Annotated in this window: 22 protein-coding genes; 20 read left to right on the forward strand and 2 right to left on the reverse strand. The window is 72.4% G+C overall.

Annotation, left to right across the window (positions count from 1 at the left end):
• From VKG64_16675 to VKG64_16700, 6 genes are all read left to right on the forward strand, one after another.
• Nucleotides 1-813, forward strand: an 813-nt coding sequence (locus tag VKG64_16675) for an ABC transporter permease subunit (GenBank protein ID HKB26672.1), incomplete at its 5' end; no start/stop codon positions are given.
• Nucleotides 814-830: 17 nt separating this feature from the next.
• On the forward strand, nt 831-1,841 hold the full coding sequence (locus VKG64_16680; GenBank protein HKB26673.1) for an ABC transporter substrate-binding protein: 1,011 nt from the start codon (nt 831-833) through the stop codon (nt 1,839-1,841).
• A 1-nt stretch (nt 1,842) separates the two neighbouring features.
• Nucleotides 1,843-2,919 carry an ABC transporter ATP-binding protein gene (locus tag VKG64_16685; protein HKB26674.1) on the forward strand — a complete coding sequence of 359 codons (1,077 nt, stop codon included), beginning with the start codon at nt 1,843-1,845 and terminating at the stop codon, nt 2,917-2,919.
• A 16-nt stretch (nt 2,920-2,935) separates the two neighbouring features.
• A complete protein-coding gene (locus VKG64_16690; GenBank protein ID HKB26675.1) occupies nt 2,936-4,144 on the forward strand; it encodes an FAD-binding oxidoreductase in 1,209 nt (402 codons plus the stop codon).
• Nucleotides 4,141-5,259 carry an aminotransferase class V-fold PLP-dependent enzyme gene (locus VKG64_16695; GenBank protein ID HKB26676.1) on the forward strand — a complete coding sequence of 373 codons (1,119 nt, stop codon included), beginning with the start codon at nt 4,141-4,143 and terminating at the stop codon, nt 5,257-5,259. The genes VKG64_16690 and VKG64_16695 overlap by 4 nt, the downstream gene beginning before the upstream one ends.
• 23 nt (nt 5,260-5,282) lie before the next feature.
• The gene (locus VKG64_16700; protein ID HKB26677.1) at nt 5,283-6,020 is read left to right on the forward strand and encodes an SDR family NAD(P)-dependent oxidoreductase; all 738 of its coding nucleotides are present in this window, start codon (nt 5,283-5,285) and stop codon (nt 6,018-6,020) included.
• On the opposite strand, the gene VKG64_16705 is transcribed toward VKG64_16700, so the two are convergent.
• A complete protein-coding gene (locus VKG64_16705) occupies nt 6,014-6,553 on the reverse strand; it encodes an NUDIX hydrolase (protein HKB26678.1) in 540 nt (179 codons plus the stop codon). The two genes, VKG64_16700 and VKG64_16705, sit on opposite strands and share 7 nt — an antisense overlap.
• A gap of 29 nt (nt 6,554-6,582) precedes the next feature.
• Here VKG64_16705 and VKG64_16710 point away from each other — a divergent pair, with 29 nt between their 5' ends.
• The 9 genes from VKG64_16710 to VKG64_16750 are packed head-to-tail and all read left to right on the forward strand — an operon-like array spanning nt 6,583 to nt 12,375.
• Nucleotides 6,583-6,813, forward strand: coding sequence for a hypothetical protein (locus VKG64_16710; GenBank protein HKB26679.1), 231 nt, complete (start codon nt 6,583-6,585; stop codon nt 6,811-6,813).
• 7 nt (nt 6,814-6,820) lie between these two features.
• Entirely contained in the window at nt 6,821-7,057 is a 237-nt protein-coding gene (locus VKG64_16715) for a TRASH domain protein (GenBank protein HKB26680.1), read from the forward strand.
• Nucleotides 7,058-7,063: 6 nt separating this feature from the next.
• Nucleotides 7,064-7,888, forward strand: coding sequence for a methyltransferase domain-containing protein (locus VKG64_16720; protein ID HKB26681.1), 825 nt, complete (start codon nt 7,064-7,066; stop codon nt 7,886-7,888).
• Nucleotides 7,885-8,790 carry a M28 family peptidase gene (locus VKG64_16725; GenBank protein HKB26682.1) on the forward strand — a complete coding sequence of 302 codons (906 nt, stop codon included), beginning with the start codon at nt 7,885-7,887 and terminating at the stop codon, nt 8,788-8,790. The genes VKG64_16720 and VKG64_16725 overlap by 4 nt, the downstream gene beginning before the upstream one ends.
• On the forward strand, nt 8,790-9,569 hold the full coding sequence (locus VKG64_16730) for an aldolase/citrate lyase family protein (protein HKB26683.1): 780 nt from the start codon (nt 8,790-8,792) through the stop codon (nt 9,567-9,569). Before VKG64_16725 ends, VKG64_16730 begins: the two co-directional genes overlap by 1 nt.
• Before the next feature lie 18 nt (nt 9,570-9,587).
• On the forward strand, nt 9,588-9,830 hold the full coding sequence (locus VKG64_16735) for a hypothetical protein (GenBank protein HKB26684.1): 243 nt from the start codon (nt 9,588-9,590) through the stop codon (nt 9,828-9,830).
• 24 nt (nt 9,831-9,854) lie between these two features.
• Nucleotides 9,855-10,133 carry a hypothetical protein gene (locus VKG64_16740; protein HKB26685.1) on the forward strand — a complete coding sequence of 93 codons (279 nt, stop codon included), beginning with the start codon at nt 9,855-9,857 and terminating at the stop codon, nt 10,131-10,133.
• Nucleotides 10,130-11,278, forward strand: coding sequence for an MFS transporter (locus VKG64_16745; protein HKB26686.1), 1,149 nt, complete (start codon nt 10,130-10,132; stop codon nt 11,276-11,278). Before VKG64_16740 ends, VKG64_16745 begins: the two co-directional genes overlap by 4 nt.
• Nucleotides 11,275-12,375 (forward strand): ABC transporter ATP-binding protein, encoded by a 1,101-nt coding sequence (locus VKG64_16750; GenBank protein ID HKB26687.1) that lies wholly within the window; start codon nt 11,275-11,277, stop codon nt 12,373-12,375. Before VKG64_16745 ends, VKG64_16750 begins: the two co-directional genes overlap by 4 nt.
• On the opposite strand, the gene VKG64_16755 is transcribed toward VKG64_16750, so the two are convergent.
• Nucleotides 12,372-13,136 carry a 3',5'-cyclic-nucleotide phosphodiesterase gene (locus tag VKG64_16755; protein HKB26688.1) on the reverse strand — a complete coding sequence of 255 codons (765 nt, stop codon included), beginning with the start codon at nt 13,134-13,136 and terminating at the stop codon, nt 12,372-12,374. The two genes, VKG64_16750 and VKG64_16755, sit on opposite strands and share 4 nt — an antisense overlap.
• A gap of 41 nt (nt 13,137-13,177) precedes the next feature.
• On the opposite strand from VKG64_16755, the gene VKG64_16760 reads away from it, so the two are divergent.
• The 5 genes from VKG64_16760 to VKG64_16780 all read left to right on the forward strand — a co-directional run.
• A complete protein-coding gene (locus VKG64_16760) occupies nt 13,178-13,849 on the forward strand; it encodes a corrinoid protein (protein HKB26689.1) in 672 nt (223 codons plus the stop codon).
• The gene (locus tag VKG64_16765) at nt 13,846-14,760 is read left to right on the forward strand and encodes a homocysteine S-methyltransferase family protein (protein HKB26690.1); all 915 of its coding nucleotides are present in this window, start codon (nt 13,846-13,848) and stop codon (nt 14,758-14,760) included. Before VKG64_16760 ends, VKG64_16765 begins: the two co-directional genes overlap by 4 nt.
• Entirely contained in the window at nt 14,757-15,494 is a 738-nt protein-coding gene (locus VKG64_16770) for a hypothetical protein (GenBank protein ID HKB26691.1), read from the forward strand. Before VKG64_16765 ends, VKG64_16770 begins: the two co-directional genes overlap by 4 nt.
• 274 nt (nt 15,495-15,768) lie before the next feature.
• Nucleotides 15,769-15,948 carry a hypothetical protein gene (locus tag VKG64_16775; protein ID HKB26692.1) on the forward strand — a complete coding sequence of 60 codons (180 nt, stop codon included), beginning with the start codon at nt 15,769-15,771 and terminating at the stop codon, nt 15,946-15,948.
• A 27-nt stretch (nt 15,949-15,975) separates the two neighbouring features.
• The coding region (locus VKG64_16780; GenBank protein ID HKB26693.1) for a shikimate kinase at nt 15,976-16,338 on the forward strand (363 nt) is incomplete at its 3' end.

Genomic DNA, 16,338 nt, shown 5'->3' on the forward strand with positions numbered 1-16,338 from the left:
GCGCGGACCGCCGTGAGGCCGACGCCCGCGGCGGTGCGCTGGCCCCTCGCCGTCCTCGCCGGGGGCGTCGCGTGCTTTATCGCGCTGATCTACGGCCTGATCCCGCTCGGCTCGCTCGTGCGCCTCTGGGGGAGCGACTGGTCGCTCTCGCTGCGCCACTACGCGTTCGCCTCGAGCGCCGAGGGTGCCACGCCGATCTGGAACAGCGTGAGGCTCGCGCTCGTCGCCGGCGTCATCGGCACCGTCGTGGCGCTCGTCACCGCGTACCTCGTCGAGCGCAAGCGGCCGCCGGGGCGGCGCGCGATCGAGGGGGCGGCGCTCCTGCCCGCCGCCCTGCCCGGGACCGTCGTGGGCCTGGGCTATATCCTCGCGTTCAACGTGCCGCCGCTCGCCCTCACGGGCACGCTCTGGATCCTCGTCGCGAGCGTCGTGTTCTGGAAGCTCCCCGTGGCCGTCCTCGCGGGGATCAACGCGCTGAAGCAGATCGACCCGGCGATCGAGGAGGCGGCGGTGAGCCTCGGCGCGGGGAGCGTCGCCACGTTCTGGCGCGTCGTGCGGCCGCTCCTGACCGGCACCGCGTTCTCGGTCTTCATCTACTTCTTCATCAACGGGATGGTCACCGTCAGCGCCGTGATCTTCCTGATCTATCCCGGGTTCAACCTCGCCTCGGTCGCGATCCTCAACCAGGTCGAGAACGGGTACCCGGGCGCGGCGTGCGCCCTCGGCACGATCATCCTCGCGATCGTCATCGGATCCGTCCTGCTCCTCCGCGCGCTGGTCGGGGGAGACCGCGTCGCCGTGTTGAAGCTCTAGCGAAAGGAGACACGCCCATGCGCCGCTCGCTCACCCTGCTGCTCGCCCTCGCCCTCGTGCTCCCGCTCGGCGCCTCGGTCGCGCCGGCCGCCGAGGACAAGCTCGTCGTCTACACGGCCTACGAGGAGAACGAGCTGAAGACCTTCTGGGAGCAGTTCAAGAAGGACCTGCCGGACCTCGCCGCCAAGGCCCAGTACATCCGCGCCTCCACGGGCCCGATCATGGCGCGCGTCGAGGCAGAGAAGGCGAATCCCCAGGCCGACGTGATCTGGGGCGTGTTCAACGACTACCTGACGGGCGCCGCGCTCAAGGGCCTCCTCGAGCCGTACGTCGCGAAGGAGTCGCAGGCGATCCCCGCGCGCTTCAAGCACCCGGAGAACCAGTGGCAGGGCGTGACGCTGCTGGCCGTCGGGTTCGCGGTGAACAAGAAGAAGATGGAAGAGCTGAAGCTCACCCCGCCGCGCTCCTGGGCCGACCTGCTGGACCCGAAGTACAAGGGCCACATCGTCATGTCGAACCCCTCGACCTCGGGCACGGCGTACCTGCTTCTCGCGAGCCACGCGGCCCGGCTCGGCGAGGACAGGATGTGGCAGTACTACGACGCGCTCGACAAGAACCTCGCGCAGGTCACGAAGTCGGGCGGCGCCCCCGGGCGCATGGCGGTGTCGGGCGAGACGCCGATCGGGGTCGCGCTGGGCTACGAGGTCGAGGTCGCGAAGAGGCAGGGCGCGGGGATCGACGTGATCTATCCGAGCGACGGGATCGCGTGGACCTTCGAGGGCAACGCGATCGTGAAGGGGGCCAAGAATCCGCAGAACGCCCGGCGCTTCCTCGACTGGGCGGTCTCGAAGTCGGCGATGGCCGCCTACGCCGAGTGGCGGGGCGCCGCGGTGACGCGGCCCGACGTCGCCGTGAGCGGCCCGAAGCTCACCGAGATGAACCTGATCGCCATCGATTTCGTGAAGGCCGGCGATCCCGCGTACAAGGACCGGCTCGTGAAGCGCTGGCTCGAGAAGTACTCGAGGTAGCGTGCGGATCAGCCTCGACCGCCTGACGAAGCGCTTCGGCGGCGCCGTCGCCGTGGACGGGCTCTCCCTGGACATCCGCCCGGGAGAGCTCGTCTCGCTCGTCGGCGGCTCGGGCTGCGGCAAGACGACGACGCTCCGCATGATCGCGGGCTTCGAGCGCCCGGACGCGGGCGAGATCCGCTTCGACGATCGGGTCGTCAACGACGTGCCGCCGCGCCGGCGCGGCGTCGGCATCGTCTTTCAGTCGTACGCGCTCTTCCCGACGATGACCGCCGCCGAGAACATCGCGTTCGGCCTGCGCGTCGCGAGGTGGCCGGCCGCGAAGGTCCGCGCGCGCGTGGCGGAGATGGTCGAGCTGACGGGGCTCCGCGGCTTCGAGGAGCGCTACGCGAACCAACTGTCGGGGGGCCAGCAGCAGCGCGTGGCGCTGGCGCGGGCGCTGGCCCGCCGCCCCGAGATCCTGCTGCTCGATGAACCGCTGTCCGCGCTCGACGCGAAGATCCGACTTCGACTACGCGCCGAGATCCGCAAGATCCAGCAGGATCTCGGGATCGCGACGGTCTACGTCACCCACGACCAGGAGGAGGCGCTCTCGATCGCCGACCGCATCGCGGTGATGCGCGCGGGGCGCATCGAGCAGGTCGGGCGGCCCGAGGAGATCTACGGCCGCCCGCGCACCGACTTCGTCGCGGACTTCATCGGGATCTCGAACATCCTCGACTGCCGTGTCGTCTCCGCGCGCGACGGCACGGTCGAGTGGGAGGGCGAGCGCTTGCGTGCGGCGCTCGACGGCGGCGCCGACGGCGACCGGGTCATGGTCTTGGTGCGCCCCGAGAAGCTCGCGCTCGCCGGCGACGGCGCGCCCGGCGACGGGCGGAACCGCGTCGAGGGGGTGCTCGGCGTCGTGACGTTCCTCGGCCCCGTCGTGCGCCTCGAGGTCCTCGTGCGCGGCCGCCCCTTCTGGGTGGACGTGGCCCCCGGGCAGGCGCGGGCGCTCGAGCGCGGCAAGCCGGTCACGCTCGCGTGGGCGCCGGGCGACGCCGTCGTCATCGCCGCCACCGGAACCTCCGCCGATTAACGCCGCTCGCGTCGTCATCCTCGGCGGCGGCGTCGCCGGCTGCAGCATCGCCTACCACCTGGCGCTCGCGGGCTGGCGCGACGTCACCGTCCTCGAGCGGGGCGAGCTGACGGGCGGCTCGACCTTCCACGCGGCGGGGCTCGTCGGCCAGGCGCGCTCGTCCGGCGCGCTCACGCGCGTCAACATGGCGAGCGTCGAGCTCTACCGGCGCCTCCTCGAGGACACGGGCCGCGATCCAGGCTGGAAGCCCGTCGGCAGCTTGCGCGTCGCGTCCTCCCCGGCGCGGCTCGAGGAGCTGCGGCGGCAGGAGGCGTTTACCCGCCGGTTCGGTCTCGATGTCGAGCTGCTCGGCCCTCGCGAGGCGCGCTCGAAGTTCCCGCTCATGACGGACGCGGCGCTCGAGGGCGCCCTCTGGGTCCCGGGCGACGGCCACGTGGATCCGGCCGGCCTCACCCACGCCCTCGCCGCCGGGGCGAAGGCGCGCGGCGTCAGCGTGAGGACCGGCGAGCGCGTCGTGTCGATCGCGGTCACGCGCGGACGCGTCGCGGCGGTCGTCACCGAGCGCGAGACGATCGCCTGCGAGGCCGTCGTGAACGCGGGCGGGATCTGGGCCGCCGAGATCGGCCGCATGGTCGGCGTCGGCATCCCCGTCGTGCCGATGGCCCACCAGTACCTCGTCACCGCGCCGATCGAGGGCGTGCGGCGCGACTTCGCGGTGACGCGTGATCCCGACCGCCTCGTCTACCTCCGCGAGGAGGTCGGCGGGCTCGTCGTCGGCGGCTTCGAGCGCGCGTGCCGGACGTGGGGGCTCGACGGGATTCCGAAGGACTTCACCCATCAGCTCCTGCCGCCCGACTGGGACCGGTTCGCCCCGCTGATGGAGGGCGCGATCGCGCGGGTCCCCGCGCTCGCCGCCGCGCCGGCGATCCGTCTCGTGAACGGGCCGGAGGCGTACACTCCGGACGGGGAGTTCATCCTGGGCGAGTGCGAGCGCCCGCGGGGCTTCTGGGTCGCCGCGGGCTTCTGCGCCCACGGGATCGCGGGCGCCGGCGGCGTGGGCGGGGTGATGGCGCACTGGATCACCGAGGGGCGTCCGCCGTGGGACGTCGGGCGGATGGACGTGCGCCGCTTCGGTCCGGAGGGCATGGAGCCCGCGGCGGCCGTCCGCCAGGCGGTCGGCGTCTACTCGACCTACTACGACATCCGTGAGAGGTACGTGCCATGAGGATCGAGACCATCGCGGTGCACGCGGGCGCCCGCGTCGATCCGGCGACGGGCGCGGTCACGCCGGCCATCCACCCGTCCACCACCTTCGAGCGCGACGCCGACGGCTCGTATCCCCGTGGCTTCCTCTACGCGCGCAACGGCAATCCGAACCGCGACGCGCTCGAAGCGTGCCTCGCGGCGCTCGAGGGCGGCGAGGCCGCGGCCGCGTTCGCGTCGGCGTCGGCGGCGACCTCGGCGATCTTCCAGGCGCTCGCGCCCGGCGACCACGTCGTCGCGCCCGTGGACGCCTACCACGGCACGTCGCGCCTCCTGCGCGAGACGTTCAGCCGCTGGGGGCTCGAGACAACGTTCGTCGACATGACCGACCTGGCCGCGGTGCAGAAGGCGATCAAGGCGACCACGAAGCTCGTCTGGGCCGAGACACCCTCGAACCCGCTGTGGAAGGTCACCGACATCGCGCGCGTCGGCGAGATCGCCCACGGCGCCGGCGCCCGGTACCTCTGCGACAACACCACCGCGACGCCCGTCCTCCAGTCGCCGTTCGGGCTCGGCGCCGACCTGATCCTGCACGCGACGACCAAGTACCTCGGCGGCCACAGCGACGTGATGGGCGGCGCCGTCGTCGCCCGGGCGCGGGACGACTTCTTCGACCGGATCCGCGCGATCCAGGTCTCGGGCGGGGCGGTGCCCTCGCCGTTCGACTGCTGGCTCGTGCTTCGTGGCATCCGGACGCTCCCGTATCGCGTGCGCGCGCAGTCGGAGAGCGCGCTGAAGGTCGCGACCTTCCTCGCGCGCCATCCCGGTGTCGAGCGCGTCCATTACCCCGGGCTCGCGACCCATCCCGGGCACGACGTCGCGCGCCGCCAGATGTCGGCGTTCGGCGGGATGGTGTCGGTGGAGGTGCGGGGCGATCGCGCGGGCGCGCTCGCCGTCGCGGCGCGGCTCTCCATCTTCACGCGCGCGACGAGCTTCGGCGGGACGGAGAGCCTCGTCGAGCACCGCGCCTCGATCGAGGGGCCGGGGACCCGGACGCCGGAGAACCTGCTGCGCCTGTCCATCGGACTCGAGCACGCCGACGACCTGATCGAGGACCTGGGCCGGGCGCTCGGCTGAGCCAAAGACAGGAGGCACCGCGCATGACGCTCCAGGGCAAGACCGCGCTCGTCACCGGCGCCGCCCGCGGCATCGGGCTCGCGATCAGCACGCGCCTCGTGCGTGAGGGCGCGCGCGTCGCGCTCGTCGATCTCGACCGCGCCGGGGTCGAGGCCGCCGCGAAGCCGTTCGGCGGTCAGGCGCTCGCGCTCGCCGCCGACGTCACGAAGACCGACGACGTCGAGCGCGCGGTGCGGACGGTGACGGAGCGCTGGGGCAGGCTCGACATCGCCGTGAACAACGCCGGGATCACCGGCGGCTCGAAGCTCACCTGGGAGATCACCGACGAGGAGTGGCACCGCGTCCTCGCGGTGGACCTCACGGCCGTCTTCCTCGTCTCGCGCGCCGCCGTCCGGGTCATGCTCGGGCAGGGGAGCGGCCGGATCGTCAACATCGCCTCCATCGCGGGCAAGGACGGGAACCCGACGCTCGTGCCGTACTCGACCGCGAAGGCCGGCGTCATCGGCCTGACCAAGGCCCTCGCGAAGGAGGTGGCGACCAGGGGGATCCTCGTCAACGCCATCGCGCCCGCGATGATCGAGACCGACATGGTTCGGCAGATGTCCAAGGAGACGGTGGACATGCTCCGGGCCAAGATCCCGATGGGACGGATCGGCCGGCCGGAGGAGGTCGCCGCGCTCGTCGCGTGGCTCGTCTCCGACGAGTGCTCGTTCTCGACGGGCGCGGTCTACGACATCTCGGGCGGGCGCGCGACCTACTGAGGTCTTCGGGTCAGCGCGTACTGCAGGAGCGCGATCTTCGAGTACGACTCGGTGATCTCGCCGTCGCGCGCCATCCGGATCGCGTCCTCGAGCGGGACGATGCGGTGTTCGAGGAACTCGTCGTGGTCGGCGGGCAGCGGGTCCTCGGTGAGCCCCCACGCCGCGTAGCAGTAGGCGACCTCGTCGAGGTAGGCGTTCGCCGGGTAGAAACGCGTCAGGAGCTCGAAGCGCTCGGCGCGGTAGCCGCCCTCCTCGCGAAGCTCTCGCTGCGCCGCCGCCAGGGGCTCCTCGCCGGGCAGCGCGCCGCCGCCCGGCAGCTCCCACGACACCGCGTCGAACAGGTGGCGGTACTGGCCGACCATGAGGACGCGCGAGTCGTCGACGAACGGCAGGACGGCGACGCCGACACCGGCCTGGAGCACGGGATAGACGACCTCCTGGCCGTCGGGCAGCCGCCAGACGTCCTCGCGGAGGGTGAGCTTGCCGCGCGCGTAAAGGGCGGTGGAGCCGAGACGCGTCCACCCGGGGGCCATCGAGCCGGTATGGTATCGTAATGGTCGCGATGCCGCGAGAACGCCACGTGGATCTCCTGCTGAAGAAGCTCCTGCAGGCCGTCGAGGTGTCGCTCCAGGCGACCGAGGCGGCGCGGGACGCCGTGCAGGAGATCCTCCGGCGCGGCGCCGACACCGGGATCTTCTTCGCGGGCAAGGAGCGCCGCGGCGAGCCCACCGCCGAGCTGACGTCGCAGGACAAGGAATTCCTGAGGGCCGTCTCCATCAAGCCGGACCGCTGAGGGCACGGTGCGATTCGCGCTGATCCTCGTCTGGCTCGCCGCCGCGTGGTTCGTGGCGCGCGTCCTCCTCCGGCACCTCGCACCGCTCGCGCGCAGCCGGCGCCCTGCGGGACCGGACGAGCTCGTGAAGGATCCGGTCTGCCAGACCTATGTCGTCAGCTCGCGCGCGGTGACCCGCGGGACCGGCGGCGAGGTGCGGTACTTCTGCAGCGAGGAGTGCGCCGGCCGCGCGAGCCGCGTCTGACCGTTCTTGGCCGCCGAATCACTCCACCCCGATCCCTGGCGTGACATCGACGCCCAGCCCGACGCGGCGCGGATGGCGAACTCGCTCGAGCTGCGCGGACGGACGCCGGCCCAGACGCGCCTGCGGCGGCGCTTCCTTCGCTTCGTCCCCGTCCGCTCCAGCGCGCGCGTGCTCGAAGTCGGCTGCGGCACGGGCGTCGTCCTGCGCGACCTCGCCGCGCTGGTCGGCCGGCGCGGGAGCGTCGTCGGCGTGGACCCGAGCCTCACGATCCTGAAGCTCGCGCGCACGCTCTGCCGCGCGGGGCCGGGCGGGCGAATCACGCTCCGCCACGGGGACGGTGCCAAGCTTCCGTTCGGCGCCGGACGCTTCGACGTCGCGCTCGCGATCACGGTGATCCTGCACGTCGCCGACCCGCTGCGCGTCGTGCAGGAGATGGCGCGCCTGGTGAAGCGCGGCGGCAGCGTCGGCCTTCAAGACCAGGACTTCGGGATGGTCGCCGTCACCCACCCGGATCGCGCGCTGACCGAGCGGATCATGCGTGAGGTCGCCGCGCGCATCTACGAGGAGCCCTACAGCGGCCGCAGGCTCCCGGCGCTCCTCCGCGAGGCGGGGCTCACGCGCGTCCGGCTCCTCACCGACGTGTTCCAGGACACGACGCTCGAGCCCTGGACGAAGACCTTCCTCGAGCGCCGGGCGGAGAGCGCCGTCCGCTTCGGCCTCGTGGACGCGGGGACCGCCCAGAGCTGGCTCGACGGCTTCACGGTGCTCGTCGCGCAGGGCGCGTTCGTGCTGACGATGAACTACTACGGCGCCGTCGGGGTGAAGCCGTGAGGCTGCTCGCCGCGGGTCTGGTACTGCTCGCGGCGGCCGTGGCCGCGCGCGCCGCCGAGCCCGCGAAGGCCGCGGCGCCGCTCGACGGCGCGGCGGCGCTCCGTCACGTCGCGCGGCTCGTCGCCATCGGCCCGCGGCCGGCGGGCTCGCCCGGCGGCGCGAAGGCGCGCGCCTACATCGTGGGCGCGCTCCGGGGCGCCGGCGTCACCGCGCGCGTCGAGCCCTTCGAGACCGACACGCCGCACGGCCGCCTCGCGATGGCCAACGTCGTCGCGGTCCTCCCCGGGCGCCGGCCCGACGTGATCGTGCTCGCCGGCCACTACGACACCAAGTGGTTCCGCGACATCCGCTTCGTCGGCGCCAACGACGGCGGCTCGAGCGCGGCGCTCCTGATCGAGCTGGCGCGCCGGCTCGCCGCGCGCCCGCGCGAGTACACGTACTGGGTCGTGTGGTTCGACGGCGAGGAGGCGCGCGAGACGTGGACCGACGCCGACAGCCTCTACGGCTCGCGCTTCATGGCGCGCGAGCTCGCGCGCAAGGGGACGCTGCCCCGCGCGCTGATCGTGGCCGACATGATCGGCGACCGCGACCTCGGGATCCGCCGCGAGGCCTATTCCACCGAGTGGCTGACCGACCTCATCTGGGCCGCCGCCGCCCGGCGCGGCGAGGGCGCGCACTTCCTGCCGGACGCGCTGGCCGTCGAGGACGACCACGTGCCGTTCCTCCGGCTGGGCGTCCCGTCCGCGCTCGTGATCGACTTCGACTTTCCGCCGTGGCACACGGCCGAGGACACGCTCGACAAGGTGTCGGCGCGGAGCCTCGCGGTCGTCGGCAATGTCCTGCTCGACGCGCTGCCCGCGATCGAGGAGCGGCTCACGCGCTCACCGGGAGGGACCCGCTGATGAAGACCCTCATCGACAACGCCGTGAAGCGCCGCCTCAGGGCCGGCGAGAAGACCTCGGGCGCGTGGCTCTCGCTCTGCAGCCCGATCGCCGCGGAGATCATGGCCGACGCCGGCTTCGACTGGCTCCTGATCGACATGGAGCACGGCCACGGCGACTACCAGACGCTCCTCGCCCAGCTCCAGGCGATCGAGGGGAGCGGGACGGTGCCGTTCGTGCGGGTCCAGGGCAACGACCCCATGGTGATCAAGCGCGTCCTCGACCTCGGCGCGTACGGCGTCATGATCCCGTGGGTGTCGGGCCGGAAGGAATGCGAGGCCGCCATCGCCGCGTGCAAGTATCCGCCCGACGGTCTCCGCGGCATGGCCGGGAGCCACCGCGCCGCCGGCTTCGGCCGGTTCGGCGCCGACTACTGGAAGCGGGCGAACACGGAGGTCCTCGTCATCGTCCAGATCGAGACCGTCGCGGCGCTCCGCGACATCGACGCGATGCTCGCCGTCCCCGGCGTGGACGTCGCCTTCGTCGGCCCCACCGATCTCTCGGCGGCCCTCGGCCACGTTGGCGATCCCAAGCACCACGAGGTCGCCGAGGCGATCGCGACGATCGAGCGGGCCGCCCAGAAGGCGGGCGTGGCGCTCGGCACGATCTCGCGCGGGGTGGAGGACGCCAAGCCGCTCTACGCCCGCGGCTATCAGATGATCACGCTTGCCTCGGACGCCGGGCTCGTCACCCAGGGCGCGGGCGCGGCGGTCACGCAGTTCCGGGTGGGCGTGAAGTGAGGGCGGTATAATCGCGCCATGCCGCGCGTCCGCGAGATCGAAGATCCCGGCGACGATCCCGTCCTGAGGGAGACGTTCGCCAAGGAGCAGGAGCTCTTCGGCTTCGTCCTCAACCCGACGAAGGTCCAGGCGCACACGCCCGGCATCATGAAGGCGGCCAAGCAGCTCTCGCTCGCCCTCGAGCGCTCGGGCCTCCTGCCCCCGGAGCTCGTGGCACTCGTCTACCTGCGCGTCGCGCTCATCAACGGCTGCCCCTTCTGAATCGACATCAACGCATCCCGTGGGATGCACGCGGGCGCGTCGCAGGACAAGGTGGCGGAGGTCGCGCGCGCGGCAACCAGTGACCTCTTCTCCGAGCGCGAGCGCGCTGCGCTCGAGTACGCGGAGGCGATGACGGTCACAGGCCGGAAGGTGAGCGACGAGCTCTTCGCGCGCGTGCGCGCCCACTTCTCCGAGGCGCAGGTGGTCGAGCTCACCGCCGCCGTCGCGCTCGAGAACTTCCGCAGCAAGTTCAACGTCGCGCTCGGCGTCGAGGCCCAGGGGTTCTGCGTGCTTCCGCGTTGAGGCTCGGCGGGCCTCACATCCTCCCGGTCGCCATGTTCGTCGGGACGTTCGCCTGGTCCTTCGTGTACGTGAGCCTCCCGTTCCACATCCAGTCCATCAGCACCGCCGACCCGGTCGCGACCCTCCGGTGGACCGGCTGGATCCTCGGGATCTCGCCGCTCGCGACCGTGGCGACGGCGCCCGCCTGGGGGCGTCTGGCGGAGCGCACGAATCCCAAGACCTGCTACGTCCTGACGCAGTGGCTCCAGGGGCTCTGCTTCTTCGGCATGGCGCTCGCGCGGACCCTCCCGGAGCTGTTCGTCTCGCGCGTGGTGCTGGGCGTGGCGGGCGCGGCCTCGACCTTCGCCTTCATCAGCGTGGGGCGATCGGAGAGCGAGAGCGAGGTGCGGCGCGAGATCGCGGCGATCCAGTCGGGGATGACGCTCGGCCAGGTGCTGGGCCCACTCGGCGGCGCGATCGCCGCGGCGCGGCTCGGCTTCCGCGCCTCGTTCGTCGTCGGCGGGCTGATCCTCTGGGGCTGCGGGATCCTGGTCGGCTGGGGGCTCCCGGCGGCGGCGGACCGGCGTGACACGACGCCGGGTGAGCGCCGGACGCGCGTCGGCGACGTGCTCGCGGTGGCCCTGATCGTCCTCGCGGGCTCGACGCAGGTCTTCTTCCTCACGTCCATCCTCCCGCAGATCCTCCCGCCGCTCGGCGTCGCCGCCGACCAGACGCTCGAGGTGGGCGGCATCCTCATCTTCGTCACGGGCGTCGCGGCCGCGATCGGCGCGCTCGCCACGAACCGTCTCGCGGAGCTCGTCCCCGAGCGTCGGCTCATCATGGGGCTCCTCCTGGCCGCGTCGGTCTTCCAGGCGGCGCTCGCGCTGCCGGGCTCGGTGTGGCTCTACGGGATCGTCCGCTTTCTCCAGGTGCTCTGCATCGCGCCGGTCTTCCCGCTCGTCATCGCGCGGATCGCCCGGCACGCGGGCGGCGGGGTGATCGGCTTCGTAAACTCGGCGCGCATGGGCGCCGCGTTCATCGGGCCCGTGATCGCGACGACCCTGCTTTCGTGGACGTCGCCGCCCGCCCTCTACCTCGTCCTCGCGGCGATGGGCGCGGCGTGCCTGCCCCTCGCTGCCATGACGCGGCCGAGGGCACGCGCGTGAGCTCCCGGCCGCTCGTCGACGTCCGCATCGAGGCCCTCGCCACGCGCGGCGGCGTGCCGCCCGGCGTCCGCGACGTCTCCATCCACGTCCGCTACGGCGAATTCTTCACGCTGCTCGGACCGCCGAAGTCGGGGAAGTCGGACGTCGTGCGCGCCGTCGCGGGCTTCCTCCGGGCGACGGCGGGCCGCGTGCTCGTGGACGGCCAGGACATCTCGGCGCTCCCCCCGGGCCGCCGCGACGTCGGCTACGTGTTCCAGGACGGCGCGCTCTGGCCGCACCTGAGCGTCGCCGAGCACATCGCGTTCGGGCTCGAGCCGCGGGGGCTCGCGGGGGCCGAGGCCGAGCGGAAGGTCGCGACCGTCGCGGGCCGCCTCGGCCTCGCCGGCCTCGAGCGGGCGCGGCCGACCGCCCTCGGCGTCGAGCAGCGGCGCCGGCTCGCCATCGCCCGCGCGCTCGCGCCGGAACCGCGGATCCTGATCCTCGACGAGCCGCTGGCGAACGTCGATCCGACCGCGCGCAAGGCGCTGCGCCTCGAGCTGGCGAAGCTCCACCGCGACCTCGCGGTGACGACGATCCACGCCACGCGCAACGCCGCCGATGCGCTCGCCCTCTCCGACCGCCTCGCGGTCATGGACGCCGGACGGGTCTTGCAGATCGGCGAGCCGGGCGAGCTCTACCACCGGCCCTCGAGCCGCGCCGTCGCCGAGGCGCTCGGCCCCGCGAACTTCCTCCCCGTGCGCGTCGTCGAGGTGCGCGAGCTCGGCGTCGTCGTCGAGACCGAGGGCGGCCACCAGGTGCCGGTCGCGGGGATCGGCGCCTTCAGGAAGGGTAGCCGCGGCCTCATGGTGCTGCGGCCCGAGGCGCTCTCGCTCGTCGAGGCGGCCATGGCGCGGGGCCCCGGCATCCCGGGGCGGGTCGCGCTGCGCGTCTTCGAGGGCGCGCGCCACCTCTACGAGATCGAGGTCGGCGGGACGGACCCCGTCCGCGTGGAGGTGCCGTCGCTCGACGAGGCGCGCGTCTTCCGCCTCGGGGACGCCGTGCGCGTGGAGGTGTCGAGCGATACGGTCGTGCTGATCCCGATGCCCGACGAGGACTAGATCGAGTAGGTCCGGTCCTGCTCGAGGATCGCGACGCGTCCCCCGCCGAACCGGTCCAGCTCCTCCGCGATCTCCTCGTGGAACTGCGGCTTCACGTGGAAGATCCAGACCGGCACCTCGGGCGGGAGCTTGTCGAGCTCACGCTGGACGAGCGAGGGCGTCAAGTGCCTGGCGATCTCGGCGAGGGGGCCGAGGCGGTTGGGGAAGGCGCACTCGAGGATCACCGCCCGGAGGCCCTGGAACCCGCGCGCGGCCTGCCAGAGCGCGCTCGTCGGCCCCGTGTCGCCCGAGTAGATCAGCCCCGTCGAGCCGTCGTGGACGATGAAGCCGGCGGTCGGCACCGTGTGGTGCACGGGGATCGGCGTTACCCATAGATCCCCGACCCGCTGCTCGACGTCCTCGATGAGCGTGCGGTACTTCACCACGGGGACGTCGGCGTGGGGGATCTTGCTGAAGTCGGGCCAGAGGGTGTTGTTGAAGACCCCGGAGCGCAGCGTGTTCACGACCGGATCGATGCTCGCGATCGTGATCGCGGCGCCCGTCTCGCAGAAGCCGAGCGTCTCGGTGAGGTAGACCAGGCCCGCGATGTGGTCGAGGTGGGCGTGCGAGATGAGCGCGTGCTCGATCGAGAGTTGCTCCGGGACCGCCAGGGCGCCGGTGACCGTGCCGCCGTCGAGGAGCGTGCGGTCGTTGACGAGGAATGCGGTCGGGCGATGCCCGAGCCCTTCGCCTCCGAAGGCGCCGAGCACCCGGATCTTCATCCTGAACGGATGTTAACACGGAAAAATAGTAAGATGGATGCGTGGGGGACGACACGTTCGACTATCCGACGATGGCGCGCGCGCTGATCGTCGGCGACAAGGACACCGTGGCGCGGAAGACCCAGGAAGGGCTCGGCCTCTCGATCGATCCGAAGGCGCTCATCTTCAAGGGCCTCATTCCCGGCATGGACGTCGTCGGCGAGAAGTTCCGGCGGAACGAGTACTACGTGCCGCAGGTGCTCCTGTCGGCCCGCGCGATGTACGCGGGCCTCGACCTCCTGAAGCCGCTCATCACCGCGTCGGCGAAGGCCGACGACTACTTCGGCGTCGTCGTGATCGGCACCGCGCAGGGCGACCTGCACGACATCGGCAAGAACCTCGTCGCGATGATGCTCGAGGGCGCCGGCTTCAAGGTGGTGAACCTGGGCCGCGACGTGGCGCCCGAGGTCTTCGTGAAGGCGGTCGAGGAGCACGGCGCCAACATCGTCGGGATCTCGGCCCTCATGACGACGACGATGCCCGGCATGAAGCGGACGATCGACGCCCTCGTCCGGGCCGGGCTGCGCGAGCGCGTGAAGGTGATGATCGGCGGCGCGCCGGTGAGCCAGGCGTTCGCCGACGAGATCGGCGCCGACGGCTACGCGAAGGACTCGACCCTCGCGGTGTTGAAGGCGAAGGCGCTGCTCGGCGTCGGGGAGGCGGTGGCGCCGTGACGGCGCGCGGCCGCGAGGTCCTCGCACGCGTCCGCGCGGGCGAGACGCTGGTCTTCGACGGCGGCTACGGCACCATGCTCTTCGCCGCCGGGCTCCTGAACGGCGCGTGCCCGGAGCTGTGGAACGACACCCACGCCGACGTCGTCCGCGGCATCCACCAGGGCTACTTCGACGCGGGCAGCCAGATCGTCGAGACCAACACCTTCGGCGGCGCCCGGCTCAAGCTCGACGAGTACAAGCTCGGCGACCGGACGCGCGAGCTGAACGAGAAGGGCGGGCGCCTGGCCCGCGCCGCGGCCCCGTCCGGCGGGTACATCGCGGGCTCGATCGGCCCGACGAGCCGGCTGCCCCGGGACTACGCGCTCGACGCGGGCGTGACCGACGAGGAGTACGAGGCGACCTTCCGCGAGCAGGCCGAGGCGCTCGCCGAGGGCGGCGTGGACCTCTTCGCCGTCGAGACGATGATGTTCCCGCAGGAGGCGACCGCCGCGATCCGCGCCTGCAAGAAGGCGACGGACCTGCCGGTGATGGCGACCATGTTCTTCCAGTTCGAGGAGATGCACGACCGCGACCGGACGATGTGGGGCGAGAGCCCGGCCGACGTCGCGAAGACCCTCCTCGCGGCGGGCGCTGACGTGGTCGGGATGAACTGCGGGCGCGGGCCCGACCGCGCGATCGTCATCATCCGCGAGATGCGCAAAGTCACGGACGCGCCGCTCGTGGCGTACCCGAACGCGGGTCTGCCCATCACGAAGGGCGACACGGTCACGTACGAGCTCGGGCCCGAGGCGATGGCCCGCGAGTATCCCGCGCTGCTCGACGCCGGCTGCAACATCGTCGGCGCTTGCTGCGGCTCCAACCCCGAGCACATACGGCTCATTTCCGAGGTCGTCCGAAGCCGGAAGAAGTGACGGGCCTGCTCGTCACCTCCGAGCCCCGCGTCCTCGCGGACATCGCGCTCGAGATCGATCCCGCCGAGGTCCTGCGCTTCCAGGGCTACAAGCGCGACGGCGACCTCCCGGGCGCCGAGGTGCATCGGCTCTTCGATGAGGCGCTGGCCCTCGGGCGCCGTCTCATGGAGGCGCGCGCCGTCGTGCGCTGGCTCCCCGTCACGCGCCAGGAGGGGGACCTCCTCGAGGCCGGCGGCGCGGCGCTCAGGATCCCGCGGGTTCGGGAGAGCTGGGGAGCCGTCGAGTACGTTGTCGCCGCGGTGTGCACGATCGGCGACCGCCTCGAGCGGCGCGCCACCGAGCTCTGGGACGCCCGCGAGCTGCCGCTCGCCTCGATGCTCGACAGCGTGGGCTCGGGAGCGGTCGAGAGCCTCGCCGAGTACGTCAACGACGTCCTCTGCCAGGAGGCGATCGCACTCGGTCTCCCGGTCACGAACCGGATCAGCCCGGGCTACGGCGACTGGGACGTCGGCGAGCAGCGCGTGCTCTTCGGCCTCTGCCCGGGCGACGCGATCGGCGTCGGCCTGAATGCCGCGTGCTTCATGACGCCCGTGAAGTCCATCACGCTCCTCGCCGGCGCCGGGCGGGCCGCGCGGGTGGACCACTACTTCAGCCAGTGCGCGCGCTGCTGGATGCGCGACTGCGCGTATCGCCGCGCCCCCGCGCGCACGACCGTCCACCGACCGCGACCGTGAGCGCCGTCGCGATCCGCCGGGCGACGGCCGCGGACGCGGCCGCGATCGCCGACGTGTATCTCGCGAGCCGGCGCGACGAGGAGCCCCGGATCCCCCCGATCGCGCACGGCGCCGCCGACGTGCGCGCCTGGATCGCGCGGGTCGTGCTCGCCGAGCACGACGTGCGGGTGGCGGAGGGCAAGGGCCGGGTCGTCGCCATGAGGCTCTCGCGGGGGACTCGCTCGAGCACCTCTACGTCCTGCCCGCCTTTCAAGGGCAGGGGATCGGGGCCCGGCTGCTCGATCTCGCCAAGCGGCTCAGCCCGCGGCGCCTCCGCCTGCGCACCTTTCAGGCCAACCGTCCCGCGCGCGACTTCTACGAGGCCCGCGGCTTCGTGGCGGTCGAGTTCGGCGACGGCGCCGGCAACGAGGAACGCGCGCCCGACGTCCTGTACGAGTGGACGGGCGGGGCCTGAGGCGGTCCGAGGGGGCGATCTGATACGATGCTGACGATGCCGGCCGACAACGTCATTCTCGTCGGCTTCATGGGTGCTGGGAAGTCGTCCGTCGGGCGGCTGCTCGCGCGCCGCCTCGGGCGCTGCTTCGTCGAGACCGACGACATGATCATCGCGCGCGAGGGCAAGCCCATCCACGTGATCTTCCGCGAGCAGGGCGAGCCGCGCTTCCGCGAGCTCGAGGCCGAGGCGCTCGAGGCGCTCCGGCTGAAGGCGGGCGACGTGATCGCGACGGGCGGCGGGCTCCCGTGCCGCGACGGGCGGATGGAGGCCCTGCGCGAGCTCGGCACGGTCGTCTGGCTCGCGGGCGAGTTCGCCGACCTCCACGAGCGCGCGAGCCGGCTCGGCGGG

The organism is Candidatus Methylomirabilota bacterium, assembly GCA_035260325.1.
GTDB lineage: Bacteria > Methylomirabilota > Methylomirabilia > Rokubacteriales > CSP1-6 > AR19.

Bases quoted from the DNA above. Each gene is read 5' to 3' on its own strand.
- VKG64_16700 (HKB26677.1), top strand. From the start codon at position 5,283: ATGACGCTCCAGGGCAAGACCGCGCTCGTCACCGGCGCCGCCCGCGGC.
- VKG64_16705 (HKB26678.1), bottom strand. From the start codon at position 6,553: ATGGCCCCCGGGTGGACGCGTCTCGGCTCCACCGCCCTTTACGCGCGC.
- VKG64_16735 (HKB26684.1), top strand. From the start codon at position 9,588: ATGCCGCGCGTCCGCGAGATCGAAGATCCCGGCGACGATCCCGTCCTG.
- VKG64_16680 (HKB26673.1), top strand. From the start codon at position 831: ATGCGCCGCTCGCTCACCCTGCTGCTCGCCCTCGCCCTCGTGCTCCCG.
- VKG64_16740 (HKB26685.1), top strand. From the start codon at position 9,855: ATGCACGCGGGCGCGTCGCAGGACAAGGTGGCGGAGGTCGCGCGCGCG.
- VKG64_16695 (HKB26676.1), top strand. From the start codon at position 4,141: ATGAGGATCGAGACCATCGCGGTGCACGCGGGCGCCCGCGTCGATCCG.
- VKG64_16755 (HKB26688.1), bottom strand. From the start codon at position 13,136: ATGAAGATCCGGGTGCTCGGCGCCTTCGGAGGCGAAGGGCTCGGGCAT.
- VKG64_16710 (HKB26679.1), top strand. From the start codon at position 6,583: ATGCCGCGAGAACGCCACGTGGATCTCCTGCTGAAGAAGCTCCTGCAG.
- VKG64_16730 (HKB26683.1), top strand. From the start codon at position 8,790: ATGAAGACCCTCATCGACAACGCCGTGAAGCGCCGCCTCAGGGCCGGC.